This window comes from Streptomyces aureus (assembly GCF_001418135.1).
In the GTDB taxonomy this organism is placed as follows: Bacteria; Actinomycetota; Actinomycetes; order Streptomycetales; family Streptomycetaceae; genus Streptomyces; species Streptomyces aureus_A.
Genome location: NZ_LIPQ01000099.1, coordinates 50,614 through 71,189, shown reverse-complemented (window position 1 = coordinate 71,189; position 20,576 = coordinate 50,614). Strand labels below are relative to the sequence as shown.

At 72.4% G+C, this 20,576-nt stretch carries 16 protein-coding genes; 10 read left to right on the top strand and 6 right to left on the bottom strand.

Annotated features, from left to right (window positions below; all coding sequences use genetic code 11):
* Positions 1-150: 150 nt before the first annotated feature.
* Positions 151-1,959 (bottom strand): serine hydrolase domain-containing protein, encoded by a 1,809-nt coding sequence (locus AOK00_RS10365; RefSeq protein ID WP_055600004.1) that lies wholly within the window; start codon positions 1,957-1,959, stop codon positions 151-153.
* A gap of 172 nt (positions 1,960-2,131) precedes the next feature.
* Here AOK00_RS10365 and AOK00_RS10360 point away from each other — a divergent pair, with 172 nt between their 5' ends.
* Together AOK00_RS10360 and AOK00_RS10355 are read left to right on the top strand one after the other, a co-directional pair.
* Positions 2,132-3,256 carry an NAD(P)H-dependent flavin oxidoreductase gene (locus AOK00_RS10360; protein ID WP_055600003.1) on the top strand — a complete coding sequence of 375 codons (1,125 nt, stop codon included), beginning with the start codon at positions 2,132-2,134 and terminating at the stop codon, positions 3,254-3,256.
* Complete coding sequence (locus AOK00_RS10355) at positions 3,253-4,809, top strand: acyl-CoA synthetase (protein ID WP_055600002.1); 1,557 nt, start codon at positions 3,253-3,255, stop codon at positions 4,807-4,809. The genes AOK00_RS10360 and AOK00_RS10355 overlap by 4 nt, the downstream gene beginning before the upstream one ends.
* Before the next feature lie 61 nt (positions 4,810-4,870).
* Here the strand turns inward: AOK00_RS10355 and AOK00_RS10350 are convergent, their stop codons facing one another.
* Positions 4,871-5,851, bottom strand: a complete 981-nt coding sequence (locus AOK00_RS10350) for an AraC family transcriptional regulator (RefSeq protein ID WP_055600001.1) — start codon at positions 5,849-5,851, stop codon at positions 4,871-4,873.
* Positions 5,852-5,931: 80 nt separating this feature from the next.
* Here AOK00_RS10350 and AOK00_RS10345 point away from each other — a divergent pair, with 80 nt between their 5' ends.
* A complete protein-coding gene (locus AOK00_RS10345) occupies positions 5,932-6,771 on the top strand; it encodes an NAD(P)H-binding protein (RefSeq protein ID WP_055600000.1) in 840 nt (279 codons plus the stop codon).
* Positions 6,772-6,918: 147 nt separating this feature from the next.
* The gene (locus tag AOK00_RS10340) at positions 6,919-7,389 is read left to right on the top strand and encodes a hypothetical protein (protein WP_055599999.1); all 471 of its coding nucleotides are present in this window, start codon (positions 6,919-6,921) and stop codon (positions 7,387-7,389) included.
* Here the strand turns inward: AOK00_RS10340 and AOK00_RS10335 are convergent.
* Entirely contained in the window at positions 7,386-8,291 is a 906-nt protein-coding gene (locus AOK00_RS10335) for a nitroreductase/quinone reductase family protein (protein WP_079041922.1), read from the bottom strand. The two genes, AOK00_RS10340 and AOK00_RS10335, sit on opposite strands and share 4 nt — an antisense overlap.
* A 138-nt stretch (positions 8,292-8,429) precedes the next feature.
* Here AOK00_RS10335 and AOK00_RS10330 point away from each other — a divergent pair, with 138 nt between their 5' ends.
* Both AOK00_RS10330 and AOK00_RS10325 read left to right on the top strand, forming a co-directional pair.
* On the top strand, positions 8,430-8,849 hold the full coding sequence (locus AOK00_RS10330; RefSeq protein ID WP_055600015.1) for a MarR family winged helix-turn-helix transcriptional regulator: 420 nt from the start codon (positions 8,430-8,432) through the stop codon (positions 8,847-8,849).
* A gap of 41 nt (positions 8,850-8,890) precedes the next feature.
* Complete coding sequence (locus tag AOK00_RS10325; RefSeq protein ID WP_055599997.1) at positions 8,891-9,988, top strand: calcium:proton antiporter; 1,098 nt, start codon at positions 8,891-8,893, stop codon at positions 9,986-9,988.
* A gap of 33 nt (positions 9,989-10,021) precedes the next feature.
* Here the strand turns inward: AOK00_RS10325 and AOK00_RS10320 are convergent, their stop codons facing one another.
* On the bottom strand, positions 10,022-12,448 hold the full coding sequence (locus AOK00_RS10320) for a penicillin acylase family protein (RefSeq protein WP_173861537.1): 2,427 nt from the start codon (positions 12,446-12,448) through the stop codon (positions 10,022-10,024).
* Positions 12,449-12,605: 157 nt separating this feature from the next.
* Between AOK00_RS10320 and AOK00_RS10315 the strand changes: the two genes are divergently transcribed.
* Together AOK00_RS10315 and AOK00_RS10310 are read left to right on the top strand one after the other, a co-directional pair.
* Positions 12,606-14,117: a fatty acyl-CoA synthetase gene (locus AOK00_RS10315; RefSeq protein ID WP_055599995.1), complete on the top strand. Its 1,512-nt coding sequence runs from the start codon at positions 12,606-12,608 to the stop codon at positions 14,115-14,117.
* A gap of 93 nt (positions 14,118-14,210) precedes the next feature.
* Complete coding sequence (locus AOK00_RS10310; protein WP_159041726.1) at positions 14,211-15,206, top strand: hypothetical protein; 996 nt, start codon at positions 14,211-14,213, stop codon at positions 15,204-15,206.
* A gap of 51 nt (positions 15,207-15,257) precedes the next feature.
* Here the strand turns inward: AOK00_RS10310 and AOK00_RS10305 are convergent, their stop codons facing one another.
* On the bottom strand, positions 15,258-16,004 hold the full coding sequence (locus AOK00_RS10305; RefSeq protein ID WP_055599993.1) for a phosphotransferase family protein: 747 nt from the start codon (positions 16,002-16,004) through the stop codon (positions 15,258-15,260).
* A 146-nt stretch (positions 16,005-16,150) separates the two neighbouring features.
* Complete coding sequence (gene paaK / locus AOK00_RS10300) at positions 16,151-17,437, bottom strand: phenylacetate--CoA ligase PaaK (protein WP_055599992.1); 1,287 nt, start codon at positions 17,435-17,437, stop codon at positions 16,151-16,153.
* 341 nt (positions 17,438-17,778) lie between these two features.
* On the opposite strand from paaK, the gene AOK00_RS10295 reads away from it, so the two are divergent.
* Both AOK00_RS10295 and AOK00_RS10290 read left to right on the top strand, forming a co-directional pair.
* Entirely contained in the window at positions 17,779-18,555 is a 777-nt protein-coding gene (locus AOK00_RS10295) for a GNAT family N-acetyltransferase (RefSeq protein WP_055599991.1), read from the top strand.
* A gap of 104 nt (positions 18,556-18,659) precedes the next feature.
* A complete protein-coding gene (locus AOK00_RS10290) occupies positions 18,660-20,576 on the top strand; it encodes a serine/threonine-protein kinase (RefSeq protein ID WP_055599990.1) in 1,917 nt (638 codons plus the stop codon).

Here is a 20,576-nt window from a genome sequence, read left to right as displayed (position 1 = left end):
GGGTGGCGGCGGCCGCACCGGGGGGCGGGGGTGCCTCGGCCCCCGGCCGACGAGCCCCCGTCCGCCGGCCGGGGGATCGCCCGGCTGCCAGATGGTGGAGAAGCCTCACATGATCATTTGTGTGCGGTTCAACCAGGTGGGCGGGCGGACTCAATCGGCCGACCTGCTCCAGCCGTTCGCCTCGATCCGCGCCCCGTCGGCCGGCCGCGCCTCGTCGAACACCGGGCGGCCCGCTGCGTCGAAGAGCCGCAGTCCGTCCACGTACACGCCTCGTCCCACGTACCGCTGGTCCGTCGTGCAGCGCCAGCGCAGGAGGGCGTCCGTCCCGGAGAGCGGGGCGGACACGGTGTGCCAGACGCGGCCGGACCAGCCGCCCACCGCGCCCGTCGGGTGCTCGGTGCGGCCGTCGGTGGTGAAGGGAACCGGCCGCCAGGTCGTGCCTCCGTCGGCCGAGGCCTCCAGTACGGCCGTGTCGGCGCCCGGCTCGGTGTCCCACCAGAGCGCGCACTCCAGTCGTGCGGCGCGCGGCACGCGAGGGAGCGTCAGGGTGGCGGTGGTGGCGCTCGCCATGCCCGAGAACCAGGACGTACGGCCCCGGTCGGGGCGGACGGGGACGGCGCGGGCCAGGTTGTTCGCCGCGGCGACGCGGGGAGCCGACCCCGAGCGCCAGGAGCGCACCGGGTGCACGGAGTTGCCGAGGACGATCAGGAAGGCGTCGGTGGTCGGGTCCAGGACCAGGCTGGTGCCGGTGAACCCGGTGTGTCCGGCCGTCCGCGGGGTGGCCAGCGCGCCCATGTACCAGTGCTGGTAGAGCTCGAAACCGAGCCCGTGCTCGTCGCCGGGGAACGCGGTGTTGAAGTCGGTGAACATCAGGTCCACCGAGGCGGGGGAGAGGATGCGGGCCGTGCCGTACGAACCGCCGTTGAGCAGGGTGCGGGCGAGGATCGCGAGGTCCCAGGCGCGGGAGAAGATCCCGGCGTGGCCCGCGATCCCGCCCATGCTGTGGGCGTTCTCGTCGTGGACCTCGCCCCGCACCATGCCCCGGTCGAGACCGGACCACGGCGGGCGGGCGTCCTCGGTGGCGGCGATCCCCGGCCGCCAGGAGAGCGGTGGATTGAAACGAGTGCGGTGCATCCCGAGCGGAGCAGTGATCTCGTCGTGGAGCAGCACATCCAGACCGAGACCGGTGATCTTCTCCAGGATCAGCTGGAGCGTGATCAGATTCAGATCGGAGTAGAGGTATGCCGACCCCGGCGGGTTCGCCGGGACCTCGTCCCAGATCAGCCGCAGCTTTCCCTCCCGCGTCGGCGCCTTGTACAGCGGGATCCACGCCCCGAATCCCGAGGTGTGGGTGAGCAGCTGACGGACCGTGACGTCCTGCTTCCCGCCGCCGCCGAACTCCGGCAGGTACGCGGTGACCCGCGACTCCAGCTCCAGCGCCCCGCGCTCGATCTGCTGCACGGCGAGGATCGAGGTGAAGAGCTTGGAGACCGACGCCAGGTCGAAGACGGTGTCCTCGGTCATCGGGACCTGCTCGTGCGGCGGCAGCTCCACACCGGTGTCGGTCTTCTCGTCGTACGACGCGTACCGCACGGCCATGCCGATGGGCCGGTGCAGAGCCACCGTCCCGCCCCGCCCGGCGAGCAGTACGGCGCCCGCGTACCAGGGATGCGTGGGGGAGGGGGCGAGGAAGGCCTCGGCGTCCGTGACCAGCCGGTCCAGGTGCTCCGACAGCAGTCCGGCCCGCGCCGCGGACCCGCGTCGCAGGGTGGTCCCCCGCGTGCCGATGGCGGCACCGCCACCCGCCGCTCCCGGGGTCCCCGCTCCTCGGCTCCCCGGCTCCGGCGCCGCCGCGGCCCCCGGGATCGAACCGATCATCAGCGCACCTCCCAGGGCGAGGACTCCGCCGCCGAACGCCCGGCGGCTCGGGCCCCGGTCCCTTCTGGACTCCTCCGTCATGCCCACCCTCTCCCACAGCCATTTGAAAGAAAACTTCGGCCACGCCGGAAAGATCTGAAACTTTCCTACCGGAGTCGAGGCGCGTCGCGGAAGCGTCCGACCTTCCAAAGAATCTGACGATGCATCAGAAAACCTCTTCCCTCCGTCGCGCCGCTGCGGCATCCTGCCGCCCATGAAGACGGAGCTGAGTCGCACCCTGGGGATCGAGCACGCCATCTTCGGCTTCACGCCCTTCCCCGCGGTGGCCGCCGCACTGACCAGAGCCGGCGGGTTCGGCGTCCTCGGCGCGGTCCGCTACACCGCCCCCGACGACCTCGCCCGAGACCTCGACTGGATGCAGGACCACACCGACGGCCTGCCCTACGGCCTCGACGTCGTGATGCCCGCCAAGAAGGTCGAGGCCCCGGGAGGTCAGACACTGACCGAGGCCGACGTCGAGGCCATGATCCCGGAGGAACACCGGGCGTTCGTCCGCGCCACGCTCGCCAAGCACGGCGTGCCCGAACTCGCCGAGGGCGAGGCCTCCGGCTGGCGCATCACCGGCTGGATGGAGCAGGTCGCCCGCAACCAGCTCGACGTGGCCTTCGACTACCCGATCAAACTCCTCGCCAACGCCCTCGGCTCGCCGCCCCCGGACGTCGTCACCCGCGCCCACGACCACGGCGTCCTCGTCGCCGCCCTCGCCGGGAGCGCCCGGCACGCCCGCCACCACGCCGACGCCGGGATCGACGTCGTCGTCGCACAGGGCTACGAGGCCGGAGGCCACACCGGCGAGATCGCCTCCATGGTGCTCACGCCCGAGGTCGTCGACGCCGTGTCCCCGCTGCCCGTGCTCGCCGCCGGCGGCATCGGCAGCGGCGAGCAGATCGCCGCCGGACTCGCCCTCGGCGCCCAGGGCGTCTGGCTCGGCTCGATCTGGCTCACCACCACCGAGGCCGAACTGCACTCCCGCGCCCTCACCGCCAAGCTCCTCGCCGCCGGTTCCGGCGACACCGTCCGCTCCCGCGCCCTGACCGGCAAGCCCGCCCGTCAGCTCCGCACCGAGTGGACCGACGCCTGGGACGACCCGGCGGGCCCCGGCCCGCTCCCCATGCCGCTCCAGGGGCTCCTGGTCGCCGAGGCCGTCTCCCGTATCCAGCGGTACGAGGTCGAACCGCTGCTCGGCACCCCCGTCGGGCAGATCGTCGGCCGGATGAACTCCGAGCGCAGCGTCCAGCAGGTCGTGGACGAGCTCACCCGCGGCTTCGAGAAGGCCGTCGACCGCGTCAACCGCATCGCCGGACGGAGCGAGGCATGAGCCAGTCAGCCGCAGCCACCGGATTCTGGGCCCAGGCCACCGCCGACCCCGGCCGTACGGTCCTGATCGCACCCGACGGCGAGGAGTGGACCGCCGGCCGGCTGCACGCCCAGGCCAACCGGCTGGTCCACGGGCTGCGGGCGGCGGGCCTCGAGCGCGGCGACGCGTTCGCCGTCGTCCTGCCCAACGGGCCGGAGTTCTTCACCGCCCATCTCGCCGCCGCCCAGGCCGGGTTCTACCTCGTCCCGGTCAACCACCACTTCGTCGGCGCCGAGATCGCCTGGATCGTCGCCGACTCCGGCGCCAAGGTCCTCGTCGCCCACGAGCGGTTCGCCGAGGCCGTGACCCTCGCGGCCGACGAGGCCGGACTCCCCGCCCCCCACCGGTACGCCGTCGGTGCGATCCCCGGCTTCCGCCCGTACGGCGAACTGCTCGACGGACAGGACGCGAGCCCGCCCGCCGACCGCACCCTCGGCTGGGTCATGAACTACACCTCCGGCACGACCGGACGCCCCCGGGGCATCCGCCGCCCGCTCCCCGGGAAGCTCCCCGAGGAGACCCATCTCGGCGGCTTCCTCGGCATTTTCGGCATCCGGCCGGCCGACGGCAACGTCCACCTCGTCTGCTCGCCGCTGTACCACACGGCGGTGCTGCAGTTCGCCGCCGCCGCCCTGCACATCGGGCACCCGCTGGTCCTGATGGACCGGTGGACGCCCGAGGAGATGCTCCGTCTGATCGACCGGTACGACTGCACCCACACCCACATGGTCCCCACCCAGTTCCACCGCCTGCTCTCCCTACCCGAGGAGGTACGGAACCGGTACGACGTCTCCTCGATGCGCCACGCCATCCACGGCGCCGCGCCGTGCCCCGAGCACGTCAAGCGGGCGATGATCGACTGGTGGGGCCGGTGCGTCGAGGAGTACTACGCCGCGAGCGAGGGCGGCGGCGCCTTCGCGACCGCCGACGAGTGGCTCAAGAAGCCCGGGACGGTCGGCCGGGCCTGGCCCATCAGCGAACTGGCCGTCTTCGACGACGACGGCGTCCGGCTGCCGCCGGGTGAACTCGGCACCGTGTACCTGAAGATGAACACCGGCGGATTCCAGTACCACAAGGACGAGGCGAAGACCGCGAAGAACCGCATCGGCGACTTCTTCACCGTCGGAGACCTCGGCGTCCTCGACGAGGACGGCTATCTCTTCCTGCGCGACCGCAAGATCGACATGATCATCTCCGGCGGGGTCAACATCTACCCGGCCGAGATCGAGGCCGCCCTGCTCGCCCACCCCGCCGTCGCCGACGCCGCCGCCTTCGGCATCCCCCACGCCGACTGGGGCGAGGAGGTCAAGGCGGTCGTCGAGGCGGCCGAGGGGTACGAGCCCGGGGCGGCGCTCGCCGAGGAGGTCCTCGCCCACTGCGCCGACCGCCTCGCCGGCTTCAAGCGCCCGAAGTCGGTCGACTTCGTCCAGACCATGCCTCGCGACCCCAACGGCAAGCTGTACAAGCGCCGCCTGCGCGAACCCTACTGGGAGGGCCACGAGCGCCCGTTGTGACCAGGCCTGGCGAGGGCACTGACCGGCCCAGATCGCCATCTCGGCCGGTCGGCCCAGTGCTTCACTCGGCGAGTCGGCGCCCGGGGCGACGGGCCCGACCGTCCCGGCCGGGCCCCGAGAGCGGCGGCGCCGCGGCACGGTGCTCGGTCGGCGTGATGCCGCGGAGACGTTTGAAGGCGACGCTCAGCCCGAAGGTGTTGGCGTAGCCGACCTTCCGCGCGATCGAGCCGACGGTGGCATCCGTCTCGCGGAGCAGGTCGGCCGCCAGGTCGATGCGCCACGAAGTGAGGTAGGTCATCGGCGGTTCCCCGACCTGCGCGGTGAAGCGTCGGGCGAACGCGGCGCGGGACAGTCCCGTATCGGCCGCCAGGTTCGCCACCGTCCACGGACGGGCCGGATCGGCGTGCAGCAGCCGCAGAGCGCGGCTCACCGCCGGGTCGTCCATCGCCCGGTACCACGCGGGCGCGTGCGCCTCGGACTGGTCGAACCAGGTCCGCAGCGTGGAGAGGAGCATCAGGTCGAGCAGCCGGTCGCGCATCACCTGCCGGCCGGGGCTGTCCCCGACCATCTCCTCGACCATCAGATCCAGCAGCGGGAGACGAACATGGGCGCTGCGGACCACCAGCACATCGGGCAGTGCGTGGAGCAGCCGCTCGCTGATCTCGCCCCTGCCGGTGTAGGCCCCGCTGAGAAGGAGAGCCGAGCCGTCCGGGCCGACGTCGGACTCGCCGCCGTCGGCCTCACCGCCGGCGGGGCCCCGAAGGCAGTACTCGGTGCTGTCGATCACGACCTGCGGTGGGGTGGCCGGGTCGTCCGCGACCGTGTACGGCGTTCGGCCGCGGACGACCGCGATGTCTCCGGCACCGACCGAGACAGGTTCGCCATCGGCAGGCACGATCCACGCCCGGCCGCGCAGCATGGTGGCCAACGTCAGTGGTGAACCGCTGGCGAAGGACAGGGACCACGGCTGGTCCATGACGGTCCGCCGGAACAGGGCGCCCCGTGCCCTCACCCCGTCGAGCAGTTCGGAAAGCACGTCCACGGAGCCAGCGTAGACGCACAGACATCGAAGTGAGCCTCCGAGCCATGGATCATCCCGCCGGAGGAGTCTTCACTGGCCTCATGAACAAGCAGACAATTCTGGTGACCGGCGCTACGGGGAGGACCGGGAGCCGGGTCCTGACCCTGTTGCGAAGGCGGGGGCTTCTCGTCCGGGCGGCATCGCGTGCCGGTGAACCACGATTCGACTGGCTCGACCGGGCCACCTGGGACGCGGCGCTGGACGGCGTGAAGACGGTGTACCTCGTGCCGCTCGACGGGGAACTCCTCACACGCCCCTTCGTCGAGCGTGCCGTCGAACTCGGCGTCGAACGCGTCGTGCTGCTGTCGGGGCGCGGCGTGGACGTGCCGGGGTACTCCGGCGAGGCCAACATCGCCGGTGCCACACACATCGACGGGGAGAGCGCGGTGCGCGACAGCGGTGTCGCGTGGACGATCCTTCGACCTGCCTGGTTCGCACAGAACTTCAGCGAGGGCGTCTTCCTGGACGCGGTCCTCGCCGGTGAACTGAGGCTGCCGGCCGGGGACGGCGCCGTCTCCTTCGTCGATGCCGACGACATCGCCGCGGTCGCGGTCGCGGCGCTCACCGAGGGCGGTCACGACGGGCGGACCTACGAACTGTCCGGGCCCCGGGCCCTGACCGTCGCGCAGGCCGTCGCCGAGATCTCCGCGGTCACCGGGCGGGACATCCGTTACGTTCCGCTGTCCCCCGAGGACTTCGTCGCGGAACTGACCGCGGGGGGAGCGGCGGCCGAGGAAGCGGCGGACTTCGCGGAGGCGGTGAGCCCGATCCGACGGGGAATGGACCGGCACGTCTCCGACGGAGTGACGCGCGCTCTCGGCCGACGACCGCGCGACTTCACCGACTTCGTGAAGGCCTCGGCGAGGGCGTGGCACGGCTGAGCGCCGAGCCGTCGAGGGAACCGCTCGCCCGGGGACCGACCCGGCCCCGTGGGACGGCGACCCGTCCCCCTTGGACTTCGTGCGTGAGGAGGTCTCCCACGGTAACCTCCTTCCCCGTACGGCACGGAGCTTGAGAGGGACCACACGATGGCGGGCCGCGATCCCTTCGTACTGGACGACCCCGTGGGTGAGTCCCTCCGGGGCCGGCACGCACCTCTCGCCCGCCGCGTCGGCAAGGCCGTCACCTATCTGCCGGACGTCTCGACCTTCGCCGCCGTGTCCACCGACCCGGACCCGGTGAGATGGGCCGACCTCACCGAACTCCTCGGCCGGGGCGCCTTCGCCGACATGTTCAGCTGCCCGGTGCTCCCGCCGCCGGACTGGGAGCCCGTCTTCGTCCTGGAGGGCCGCCAGATGATCCGGACGGGCGGCGGCGCTTCCGGGCGTCCGGGGGCCGACGCGGACCACGGCGTGGTCGAACTGGGCGCGGACAGCGTGCCCGAGATGCTGAACCTCGTCGAACGCACCAGGCCCGGGCCGTTCTGGTCCCGGACCCCGGAACGTAGGGCTTCACGTTCGGCCACAGGGCCCGGACCTGAGGTCCGCCGCCGAGGCTAGCTTCCGGGCACGGCCCGGGACCGCGTGAGGGCCGGGACCAGCTGTGCCTCCTCGTACGTGAAGTGTTCCTCCAGCCGGGCGGCCAGCCGGTCCACCTCGGCGCGGAGGGTCGCGGGCCCGGCCCCCGAGGTGAGGAGCGCCTCCAGTTCCTCCACCGTGCGGGCGACCACCTTGTGCTCCTCGCGCATCCTGTCCAGCGAGTCGGACAGCTCAGGGAACTCGCGCTCCAGGAGGTCGAAGGCGCCCTCCTCGTTGTGGTGGTGGGCGTGCAGCGCGCCGCAGAAGGTCAGGCAGTGGCGGGCGAGCCGGCCGCCGAGGGCCGGGGTGTCCCGTACCACCGTGCCCGCCGTGCCCGCCGGATCCGTCGCGTCCTCCGCCGCGGACCCCAGCCCCTCGCGTAACGCCGTCAGCTCGGCGCGCAGTTCGGCGTGGACCTTGACCAGGTGGTCGGCGATCGCCCGGTGCCGCGCCGGGTCGCCGAGGTCCACGCGATGCAGGGCGACGACCGGGATGATCCGGTCGGTGGCCGCCTGGTACGCGGCGAACCCCGGGTCGCGCTCCGCCTGTTCGGCGTACAGGCGGTCCCGTTCCTCGCCCCGCGTCACCACCGCCGTCGCCCCGAAGCGCTCGACGGTCCCCTCCGGGGTGCCCAGCTCGACGGCCACGTACGGGTCGGCGCTGAGGTTGTGGAACCAGGCGGGGTGCTTCGGTCCGCCGGCGTTCGACGCGAAGACGAGCAGCCGTGCCCCGTCGCGTACGTACACGGCGGGGGTGGTGTGTGCCCGCCCGCTGCGGGCGCCCGTCGTGGTGAGCAGGAGCAGGGCAGCGCCTTCGAACATCCCGCCCACCCGGCCGCCGTTGGCGCGGAACTCCTCGATGACCTGTCGGTTGAAATCGGGCATGGCTGTGCCTTCCGGTAGCATCGATCCCGACAGTTCTATTTGCTTTGAAAGCAAAATTAAAAGGGAGGGTGCGCGGTGTCAACCGCATACGAGGGGGACGAGGCCGCCGACGGGCCGGAACTCGACGAGGCCGTACGCATGTTGCTGCTGCTCATGCCCCGGATGGTCTCGCGGGCGAAGCGGATCAGAATTCCCGACGAGCTGCAGACGCTCACGCTCGCGCCCCGCCATCTCTCCCTGCTCGCCTATCTCCTGTTCGACGGACCGCTCGGCGTCAACGAGCTCGCCGCCCGCCTGGAGATCGCCCCGACGACCGTGAGTCTCATGGTGGGGGACCTGGCGAAGAAGGGCGTACTGGAACGGGTCGAGGACCCCGCCGACCGCAGGCGCAAGATCGTCTCCATCGCGCCGGCGCACGCCGCCGCCATCGACGGCTGGCTCGGTCGCAGCGCGGATGCCTGGCGCTCCGCCCTCGCCCCGCTCGACGCGGCGCAGCGACGGATGTTCCTCGACACGCTCACCGCGTACGAGCGCGGCCTCAGCGACCCCCTGGATTGACCGAACCGGGCGAAAGCCCCCTTTGTGGCAGGATGCGGATCATGAGTTCGAGCACGGCGTCATTGACACGGCAGTGGACCACCTGGGGACCGGTGGTGGCGGCGCTTGTGCTTGTCGCGGCCTGGGGGCGCGATCTGCCGGGCTTCGCCGTGGGGTTCATCGCGCTCTGTCTGATCGCGGCCGTCCTCGCCGCGGTCCACCACGCCGAGGTCATCGCCCACCGGGTGGGTGAACCGTACGGTTCGCTCGTCCTCGCCGTGGCCGTCACCGTCATCGAGGTCGGACTCATCGTCTCGCTGATGGTCGGAGGCGGTGAGAAGACCTCGACCTACGCACGGGACACCGTCTTCGCCGCCGTCATGATCACCTGCAACGGCATTGTCGGTCTCTCCCTCCTCGTCGGCGCGCTCCGCAACAGGGTCGCCGTCTTCAACGCCGAGGGCTCCGGCGGCGCGCTCGCCACCGTCTGCACCCTGGCCACGATGACGCTGGTCCTGCCGACCTTCACCACCAGCCACCCCGGCCCCGAGTTCTCCGGCGTCCAGCTCGCCTTCGCCGCCGTCGCCTCCATCTGCCTGTACGGCGTGTTCGTCGGCGTCCAGACCGTACGGCACCGGGACTACTTCCTTCCCGTACCGCGGCCCGGCCACGAGTCGGAGGACGAGCACGCGGACCCGCCGACCCGGCGCGACGCCTGGACCAGTCTCGGACTCCTCGTGGTCGCTCTCGTCGCCGTCGTCGGCAACGCCAAGCTGATCTCCCCGACGATCGAGGACGGCGTCCAGTCGGCGGGCCTGCCCAAGGCGGTCGTCGGTGTCGTCATCGCCCTGATGGTGCTGCTGCCCGAGACCCTCGCCGCCGTCCGCGCGGCCCGCAGGGACCGCGTCCAGACCAGCCTCAACCTCGCCTACGGCTCCGCGATCGCCAGCATCGGCCTGACGATTCCGGCGATCGCGCTCGCCTCGATCTGGCTGTCCGGGCCCCTGGTCCTCGGCCTGGGGCCGCTCCACATGGTCCTGCTCGTCCTCACCGGTGTGGTGAGCGCCCTGACCGTGGTGCCCGGACGGGCCACGCTCCTCCAGGGCGGCGTCCATCTCGCGATCTTCGCCGCCTTCGTGTTCCTGTCGTTCAGCCCCTGACGAGCTCCGCGTCAGGCGGGGCGGCGGAACCGTTCAGCCCCTGGCGACCACCACCCGCAGCGCCGGCGAGCGCAGGATGTCCTTCTCGCAGAACCGGGAGGTCACCCAGCGCTCGCCCGCGTACAACCGGGTCTGGTCGCTGTGGTGCGGCGACATCGGGTTCGAGGACTGGGAGTACGAGAGCAGGGTGCGGGCCACCGGGCACCGGCCGCCGTCCCAGCCCACCGCCTGCACATGACTGGTCCCGTGCGCGACCTCCGTGTAGCCGCCGCCGGCCGGGTTCCACACGGGCTCTGTCTTGTTCCAGACGCCCAGCGACTCGGTGCCGCCGCTCACCGGGATCCGCTCCCCGTTCCGTACGACGAACTGGTGCGCGCCGAGCGGTGCGTCCAGCGGGATCCCCGCCGCCCGCAGCTCCGCCACCGCGTCCGCCAGGGCCTTCGTGAAGCCCGGCGCCGCCGTGTTGAGGGTGTTCGGGGTACGGACCGGGTCCGCCGCCGAGAACGGCACCGTCCACTGCTGGGCCGACGGCACCGACGCCGTGAACCTCCGCCAGAAGCGGTCGAAGAGCAGCGCGCCCCCGCTGTCCGTGTTCACCGTCCGGTCCCAGGCGCCGATCACCCGGCAGGCCTCCGGATCGTCCGGCAGCGCCGTCCCGCAGGCCCGCGCCGCGTCGGCCGCCGCCAGATCGCCGGCCGGAGCCCGGTTGGCGAACTGCTGGCGCTGCAGGTCCGCGACCGTCAGATCACCCCGCGTCGCCATCGCCGCCACGTCCTCGACACCGCCGCGGGTGCGCAGCGAGCGCTGCGTGGCGATCGTGCCGAAGATCCGCTCGTAGCCGGTCAACGGCCGGTCGGCGTTGGTCAGCCAGGCACTGTCGTTGGAGTTCTCCACGTACGGCGTGTCCCGCAGCACCGGCATCCTCGCCGGCCCGAAGACGCCCGGCTGCACCGCGTCCGGGTCGGAGCCGAGCGCGCAGTCCGACCGCGAGCCGTCGAGCACCGCCACCCCCGACGAGGGGTAGGTGGCCCGGCCGAGCGGGGTGGAGCAGCGGGCGGCGAGCTCGTCGGTGATGCGGGGGAGCACCTGCGACTGGCTGAAGTAGGAGTGGCCCGCCGAGTCCGCCGCGATGGTGTTGACCCAGGGCAGCCCCTGGGTTCGCCGCAGGGCCTCGGCGATGTCCCGCGTGGAGCGGGCCTTGCCGAAACCGAGCGCGGTGTCGGAGCCGCGCAGATTGCTCGCGTTGGGGTCGTTGAGCGCGTACGCCGTGCTCGCCGTCCACGGCAGCGGGAGCTGCGCGCCGAGCCCGCCGACGACGGGGCCGTACCGGGTCCACCACTGGGTACGGGTGACCGGGGCGCCGCCCTTGACCGGGACGGTCACCTGACGCGGGGTCATCCGCTCCGGCCGTCCGTCCACCAGGTACGAGGTCGGGTCGCCCGGGGCGAGCGTCAGCTGGTGCAGGTTGAGCGGGACGCCGGTGGCGACGGTGTGGCTCCAGGCCACCTTGTCGTTGAAGCCGATGTTGACGACGGTCGTGCCGAGGAGCGAGGCGCCCGAGACGTTCAGCTCCCCGGGGATGGTCTGCTGCGACTGCCAGAAGCGGCGGCCGCCCTGCCAGGGGTAGTGGGGGTTGCCCAGGAGAAGGCCGCGCCCGTTCGCCGTGGTGGCCCCCGAGAAGGCGACGGCGTTGGAGCCCATCGTGGCGTTCTCGGCGGCGAAGAGTTCCCGCGCGGCCTCGGCGGCGCGGTCGGGATCGGGCAGCTGCCCGGAGGCGCCGGCCCGCGGGGCGGGTTGCGCGGTCGCGCCGGCCTGCGGGCCGGCGGGGGTGGCCGGCGGCCGGGCGGCGGTGATGCCGTCGACGGCACGGCCCTGGCCGCCGAGCACCGAGACGGCGAAGCCGCGCCGGGCCACGTCGAGGGCGGTCACCGGGTGGACCCAGCCGGCGTTCGCACAGGCGGGATCCGTGACGCGGTTCTTCCGCAGCCAGGCGTTGTACCCGGCGGCCCAGCCGCGCATGAGCTCCTTCAGATCGCGGCTCGGTCCGGCCGGCGCCGGAGTTCCGACCAGTGCCTCGACGGTTCCGGCGTCCCGCACCCCGCGGAAGTACAGGTCGCTGGAGAGGTTCGTGGCGGCGGACGACAGCGAGCCGTCCGGGGCGGCGTCCGGGCCGAAGTGCCGGGAGCGCTCCCCGTTCACCGTCAGGAAGCCGTCCGCGAGCGTGCATATCTGGTCGGCGGCCTGGGCCCAGCCCGTCCCGAAGCCGAGGTTCGCGTAGTCCTTGGCCACGATGTGCGGAATGCCGTACTCGGTGTACCGGATGACCGCCGACAGGCCCCGGTCGGACGGATGGCGGTCCCCCACGGAGTCGGCGGCCGCCGCGCCGGGCAGCGTGGCGGTGACGACGGCGAGTGCGGATGCGGTGAGCGCGAGCTGCCTCAGACGGGTACGGAGGTGCAAGGTGCCTCCCAACGGGCGGATGTGCACTACGGGTTGGACCATGCACGCAGCCGCGCGCCGTCATGTCAACATCCCGTTCGGTATCCGAGGTCCGGGCCCGTCCGGCGCGCCCGCACGGTACTTGACCTTCCGCCCGGTGCGCGCGGAGGATCACCGCATGGATCGACTCCTCAGCCGCGCCGTCGACGGTGTCCTGCGCATGAGCGCCCAGCGCGTCCCCGACCGGACCGCCCTCCGCTACGCAGACCGGACCTGGACGTACGCCGAGCTGGACGCGGCCGTCTCCACCGCCGCGGCCGTCCTGCGGGAACCGCACCACGGCCTCGGTCTGCCCGAGACCGCCCGGGTCGCGACCTACGGCCACAACTCGGACGCCTACCTCATCGCGTTCCTCGCCTGCTCCCGGGCGGGCCTGATCCATGTGCCGGTCAACCACCACCTGACCGGTGAGGACCTCACGTACCTCCTCGAACAGTCCGAGACCTCCCTTGTCCTCGCCGACCCCGCCCTCGCGGAGCGCGTACCGGACGGATTCGTGGTCAAGGCACTGCGGGACGCGCCCGGTTCACTCCTCCACGCGCTCGCGCAGCCGGAGGCGTACGACAGCGACCGTGACGCCCGCGAGTGCGTCCAGCTGCTCTACACCTCGGGCACGACCGCGCTGCCCAAGGGCGCGACGATGACCCACCGGGCGCTCGTCCACGAGTACGCGAGCGCGATCGAAGCGCTCGACCTGCACGAGGACGACCGGCCGGTGCACGCGCTGCCGCTGTACCACTCGGCCCAGATGCATGTCTTCCTGCTGCCCTATCTCGCCGTCGGCGCCGAGAACACGATCGTCGACGGACCCGATCCGGCCGTCCTCTTCGATCTGATCGAGGCGGGCCGCGCCGACAGCCTCTTCGCCCCTCCGACGGTGTGGATCGGCCTCGCCAACCACCCCGAGTTCGCGAGCCGCGACCTGTCGGCCCTGCGCAAGGCCTACTACGGGGCCTCGATCATGCCCGTACCGGTCCTTGAGAGGCTGCGCGCACGGCTTCCCGAACTGCGCTTCTACAACTGTTTCGGCCAGTCCGAGATCGGCCCCCTCGCCACCGTCCTCGGCCCCGACGAGCACGAGGGACGGATGGACTCCTGCGGCCGGCCCGTCCGCCACGTCGAGGCACGGGTCGTCGACGAGGACGGCGAGGACGTGGCCGACGGCACCCCCGGCGAGATCGTCTACCGCTCCCCGCAGCTGTGCGAGGGGTACTGGCGCAAGCCCGCGGAGACCGAGGCGGCCTTCCGGGGCGGCTGGTTCCGCTCGGGCGACCTCGCCGTCCGCGACGCCGAGGGCTACCTCACGATCGTCGACCGGGTGAAGGACGTCATCAACTCCGGTGGCGTGCTGGTCGCCTCGCGCCAGGTGGAGGACGCGCTCTACACCCACCCCGCGGTCGCCGAGGTGGCCGTGATCGGCCTCCCCGACGAACGCTGGATCGAGGCGGTGACGGCGGTGGTCGTCCCGCGCGGCGAGGTCACCGAAGCCGAACTCCTGGCCCATGGCCGGGAGAACCTCGCCCACTTCAAGGCGCCCAAGCGCGTCCACTTCACCCCCGAACTGCCCCGCAACGCCAGCGGGAAGATCCTCAAGCGCGAACTGCGCGACCGCTTCTCGCCCGGGTCGTGACCCGGGCGGCGGAGATCGTCAGGGACTGCTGCCGATCCGGCGTGCGTGTTAGCTTGACGCCCGAATTCCTGAGTCGTCCCGGGGGGGAAATCCGTGAATCGCCGAACTCTGCTGAAGAGTGCTGCCGCGATCGGCATGGGGGCACCGCTGCTCTCCGTCGCCGCCGCGACGCCCGCGCACGCGGCGGGCAACTACGACGTGCTCGTGACGGAGCAGGTCAAGAACAAGGTCATGCTGTTCCGCGCGATCAATCTGTGGACGCCCGAGAATCTGGGATGGGAGTGGGCGGCCCCCAGTCAGACCGGGTGGGCACGTCTCAACGACGCGCGCTTCCGTGAGACCGACCGCTTCGGCTGGGTGTGCATGGTCGCCGCGGGTGGCGGCAAGGTCGGCATGGTCAACTTCGGTGACGACGACGCCCTGCTGTGGTCGGCGAACCCGGGCGGGAACCCGCACGCCGCCGAGTACATCCGCAGCCACGGCGTCGTGGTGGTGGCGTCCTCGTCCCCGGTGTCGTCCGCCCTGCCCTACGAGGGCTACCTGTCCGTGTACGCCCCGACGAACGCCGACGATCCCGGCACGCTCGGGTCCGAGCCGGTCGACCGGATCGAGTACACGGGCGCGCACGGCCTCTGGTGGGACGGCTCCTACCTGTACGCCCTCGGCACGTGGACGCTCGCCAAGTACCGCGTCACCGGTTCCCTGAAGGGCGCCCGTCTCGAACTCGTCCAGAAGCACGTGTGGGCCACCGAGTTCGGCGGCCACAGCCTCGACATGGACTACACCAACTCGAACAACCTCGTCCTGAACGGCGCCCAGGCCATCTGGACCGTCAACAAGGGCAACCTCGCGCTCACCGGCATCCGGCCGCAGAGCCCCGGTGTGAAGTCCTTCTCCCGCGCCGCGGACGGCGAGTCGTTCTGGGTGCAGGCGATCGACGTGACGGACCCGGGCAAGGAAGGGTGGTGGAACGAGTACGTGCAGTTCTTCGACCCCGCAGGCAAGCCGAGCTACCGCCGCGGCCTGGACTACTACGGCTACGAAGGCAGGTTCTACCGCGCCCGGATCGCCGGCGTCAGGCTCTCCTGAGCGGAGGGGCCGCCGTGCGGCCCCTCCCCGAGCAGTCGTACCCGCGCGGCCTCACACCCGGGATCTCAGCACGTCGACCTCACAACCCGGCGCGAACGGGTCGAAGCCGTGCTCGACCAGCCAGCGAACCGCCAGCAGGCTTCGCAACGACCACCACGCGTGGATGACGTCGAGATCGATGTCGGTGCCGTAGCCGGCGAGGACGTCGTCGAGGTGCTCCTCGTGTCCGAGCGTGAAGGTGGCGAGGTCGTACAGGGCATCACCCTGGCCCGCCTCGGACCAGTCGATGACGCCCGTCACCTCGTCGCCGTGGACGAAGACGTGCGCGATCTGCAGGTCGCCGTGCGTGAACGCCGGAGTCCACGGCCGGAGCGCGGCCTCGGCGACCCGGCGGTTGCGGGCGACCAGGTCGGCGGGCAGGAGCCCGTTCGAAACGAGCAGCTCGCACTCGTCGTCGAGTTCCGCCGCCAGCGCGACGATGCTCCGGCCGGCCCGGCCGGGGCGGGGCGGCAGCGGCGCGTCGTGCAGCTTGCGGATGGCGGCGCCCGCCGCGGTCCACGCCGCCGACGACGCGGTCGACGGCCCGCCGAGCCGCCCAAGCGTCGTCCCCGGGAGCGCGGCGAGCGCGAGCACGGGCGGCTTGCGCCACAGGACCTCCGGGGTCGGGACCGGCGCGAGGGACATCGCCTCGACCTCGACGTCGATACGCGCCTGATCGGCGTCCACCTTCAGGAACACGTCGCCGACGCGCAGGGTCGCGCGCTCGGTATGGGCGACGACGACTTCGACCTCATCCATGGGCGACCAGTATCCCGGAGGTGATCGCCGACGTCACCGGAGTTGTCGCATGCGAGGACGCCGTCGACCGCGTCCCGCAGTCCGACAGCCCCGTGCGCGACACCGACCCTTGACCAGGTCGAGCCCCCTGCTGTGGTGAGGAGTCCTCAGGGCTCCCTGAGGTCCACGATCCGTTTGATCTTGCCCACCGAGCGCTCCAGGGTCTCGGGGTCGACCACCTCCACGCCCACCGAGACCCCGATCCCGTCCTTGACCGCCGCCGCGATCGTCCGGGCGGCCTCCGCGCGCTGCTCGCCGGTCGCGCCCGCGCGCGCCTCGGCCCGTACGGTCAGGGCGTCGAGCCGGCCCTCGCGGGTCAGCCGGAGCTGGAAGTGCGGGGCCACGGCCGGGGTGCGGAGGACGATCTCCTCGATCTGGGTGGGGAAGAGGTTCACCCCGCGCAGGATGATCATGTCGTCGCTGCGCCCCGTGACCTTCTCCATCCGCCGGAACACCCGCGCGGTGCCCGGCAGCAGACGGGTCAGATCGCGCGTCCGGTAGCGGACGACCGGCATCGCCTCCTTGGTGAGCGAGGTGAAGACGAGCTCCCCCTCCTCCCCGTCCGGCAGCACCTCGCCGGTGAACGGGTCCACGATCTCCGGGTAGAAGTGGTCCTCCCAGATGTGCAGGCCGTCCTTCGACTCCACGCACTCCTGGGCCACGCCGGGGCCGATCACCTCCGACAGGCCGTATATGTCGACCGCGTCGATCGCGAAGGCCTCCTCGATCTCCTTCCGCATCGCCTCCGTCCACGGCTCGGCGCCGAAGACGCCCACCTTCAGGGAGGTCGAGCGCGGGTCCACGCCCTGCCGCTCGAACTCGTCGAGCAGCGTCAGCATGTACGAGGGGGTCACCATGATGATCTCGGGACGGAAGTCCTGGATGAGCTGCACCTGCCGGGCCGTCATGCCGCCCGACGCGGGGATCACCGTGCACCCGAGCCGCTCCGCGCCGTAGTGCGCGCCGAGCCCGCCCGTGAACAGGCCGTATCCGTACGCCACGTGGACCTTGTGCCCGGGGCGGGCCCCGGCGGCGCGCAGGGAGCGGGCGACGACGTCCGCCCACATGCCGAGGTCGCCGTCGGTGTAGCCGACGACGGTCGGCCGGCCGGTGGTGCCGCTGGAGGCGTGGACGCGCCGGATCCGGGACTGGTCGACGGCGAACATGCCGAAGGGGTAGTGGTCGCGCAGGTCCGTCTTGGCGGTGAAGGGGAAGCGGGCCAGGTCCGCGAGCGTACGACAGTCGTCCGGGGTCACCCCGGCCGCGTCGAAGGAGCGCCGGTAGAAGTCCACGTTCTCGTACGCGTGGCGCAGACTCGCCCGCAGCCGCTCCAGCTGGAGCGCCGCGAGCTCCTCGCGTCCGAGCCGTTCGCCGCTGTCCAGCAGTTCCGTCATCGCGCCACTCCTCCACGGTCGTACAACGGGCGACCGATCATTCGGTCGACCCGTTCCCGGTCAGTAAAACCGGAGGCACCGGGGGGTTGGCAAGGGGGCGGAGCAGGTTTCCCGGCTCGTGTCTCCTCTCGCCCACGGGATGTGCCGGGTGTGTCGGGTGCGCTCGGGCGGGCCCGGTGACCCTGCGGCGAAGGGCGGCCCCCGAGGGCAGGAAGGCCTTTGAGGGCAGGGTGGTCCCCGAAGGCAGGAAGGCCCCTGAGGGCAGGGTGGTCACTGAGGGCAGGGTGGTCCCGCCCGTAATCCCGTTGCCGGGCGTGGCACCGAGTGCTGGAGTGGCCCGCATGGAACCCCAGCACCTCCGTGACCTGTACGACCGTCAGCTCCGCCGCGACGCACGCCCCGACGGGCCCGGCTGCCGGGTCGAGCGCGTCGGCGCCGTCGTCCGCCAGACCGGACCCGCGCACGGCTGGAACGGCGTCCTCTGGTCCGGCCTGGACGCCGAGGACGCCGACCGTGTCATCGCCGGGCAGATCGCCCACTACCGCGCCGAAGGGCTGTCCTTCGAGTGGAAGCTGTACGCCCACGACACCCCCGCCGACCTCGGCGCGAGGCTCGTCGCCGCGGGCTTCACCGCCGAGGACCCCGAGACCCTGATGGCCGCCGAGGCCGCCGCGCTGCCCCACGACGTACCGCTGCCCGCGGGCGTCGAACTCCGTTCCGTCACCGACGAGTCGGGGGTACGCCACGTTGCCGAGGTGCACGAGCGCGCCTTCGGCACCGACAGCACCCACCTCGAACGCCGGCTCCTGGACCAGCTCGCGGCCGACCCCGGCACCGTCACCGCCGTCGTCGCCCTCGCCGACGGCGAACCCGTCAGCGCGGCCCGCCTCGAACTCTGCCCCGGCACCGACTTCGCCGGCCTCTGGGGCGGCGGCACCGTCGAGGCCTGGCGCGGCCGCGGCCTCTACCGCGCACTCGTCGCCCACCGCGCGCGCATCGCGGCCGAACGCGGCCACCGCTACGTCCAGGTCGACGCGGCCGACACGAGCCGCCCGATCCTCCAACGCCTCGGATTCCTCACGCTTTCCACCACGACCCCTCACACCTACGGCGGGTAGACGGACCCCTTCCCCGGCGCAACCCGCGGACAGCGAAGGCCCGGTGTCCGGAAACGGTAGGGTGCCGACCGGTAACCGAGGTCGGCGTGGGGAGACACGAGTTCATGAGTGGTCAGCAGTCGGGTCGCGGGGGCGGCACGGGCGAGGTCTTCCAGCCGCTCGCGGCCGACGATCCCACCACGGTCGCGGGATACCGGCTCGCCGCACGGCTGGGCGCGGGCGGCATGGGCAAGGTGTACCTGTCGTACACCCCCGGAGGCCGGCCCGTCGCCATCAAGCTCATCCGCCCCGAGTTCGGCGAGGACGCGGAGTTCCGCCGCCGCTTCGCCCAGGAGGTGCGCTCCGCGCAGCGCGTCCAGGGGCTCTTCACCGCGCCCGTGATCGACGCCGACCCCGAGGGCGCACAGCCCTGGCTGGCGACCGCCTACGTCCCCGGTCCCTCGCTCGCCGACGCGGTCGTCTCCCACGGCGCACTGCCCGTGGAGACGGTGCTGCTGCTCGTCGCGGGCATGGCCGAGGCACTGCACGTCATCCACGGCGCCGGGATCGTGCACCGCGACCTCAAGCCGTCCAACGTGCTGCTCGCCGCCGACGGGCCCCGCGTCATCGACTTCGGCATCGCGCACGCGGCCGACGCGACCTCCCTCACCGGCAGCGGCGTCACCATCGGCACCCCGTCGTTCATGGCGCCCGAGCAGGCCGCCGGACGCAGGGTGACCGCGGCCACCGACGTCTTCGCGCTCGGCCAGGTCGCGGCGTACGCGTCGACGGGCGTCCCGGCGTTCGGCGAGGGGACCTCGCACGGCGTCCTCTACCGGATCGTGCACGAGGAGCCCGACCTCAGCGCGGTGCCCGAGCGCCTGAGCGAGCTGGTCACCCGGTGCCTGGCGAAGGACCCGGAGGCGCGGCCGTCGCTCGCCGAGATCATGCAGCTCTGCCAGGCGGCGAACGCGTCGACCGTGCTCCGCCGTCCCGAGGACTGGCTGCCGGGCCCGGTCTCCGCGGACATCACGGCGCGTGCGGCGGCTCCGGCGCCCGTCCAGACGCCGCCGCCCCCGACGACGGCGCCCACGGGCGGCTACCCGGCCCCCGCTCCGGCCGGGCCGCCCGCGCCCGCCGTGGCCTACTCGCCGACCGCTCCGTCGACCCCGGCCCCGCCGGCCGCCCCGCCCGGCGCGTACGGGCCGCCCGCCGGACCTCGGGCGACCCCGCCGCCCGGGCCGTACAGCACGCCCCCGCCGCACGCGGCGCCGACCCAGGCCGCGCCGGCGCACACGGCACCGACCCATGCGGTACCCGGCCACGTCCACCCGCCGACGCAGGGGCCGTACCCGCCGTCGTCGTACCCGCACCCCGGAGCCCCCGGCGGACCGATGTCCACGCCGCCCGGCGCGGGGCGGGGCTCGGCCAGGAAGGGGCTGCTCGTCGCCCTGGCCGCCGTGGTCGCCTTCGGCGCCGTGGGCGGTGTCACCGCCTACACGCTCCTGAAGGACAAGGAGCGGACGAACGCCTCGGACAACGACAAGCCGAGCGGTGACACGGGGGGCCCGACGGCTTCGGGCACCACCGGCACCGGCGGCACCGAAGGAACCAGCGGCACGCCGAGCGCGAAGCCCCCGACGGCGTCCGCCGCGAAGCCCGCCGACTTCACGGGCATCAACCTCACCGCCGGCTACCACCTGACCCTCGGGGACGAGGTCGTACGGCCCCAGGACGGCGAGGACGGCGGCTACGAACTCTCCTACGACACCGGCGGCTACCTCGACGCCGAGAGCAGCGGCGGCAACATGGTGCTCCTCGACCCGGGACAGGCGGGTTCGCTCGACGTGTGCCGCGCGGAGACCCGGTTCACCAAGGAGGTGTACGTGAACAAGCTGTCCCAGGGCCGCCAGCTCTGCGTCACGACGGGGACCGGCCACATCGGCCTCGTCACCGTGAAGGGCATCTCCCCGGAGGACTCGCCCAGCACCTACATGACGCTCGACGTGACGGTCTGGCGCAACGCGGCCCCCGCGTCGTAG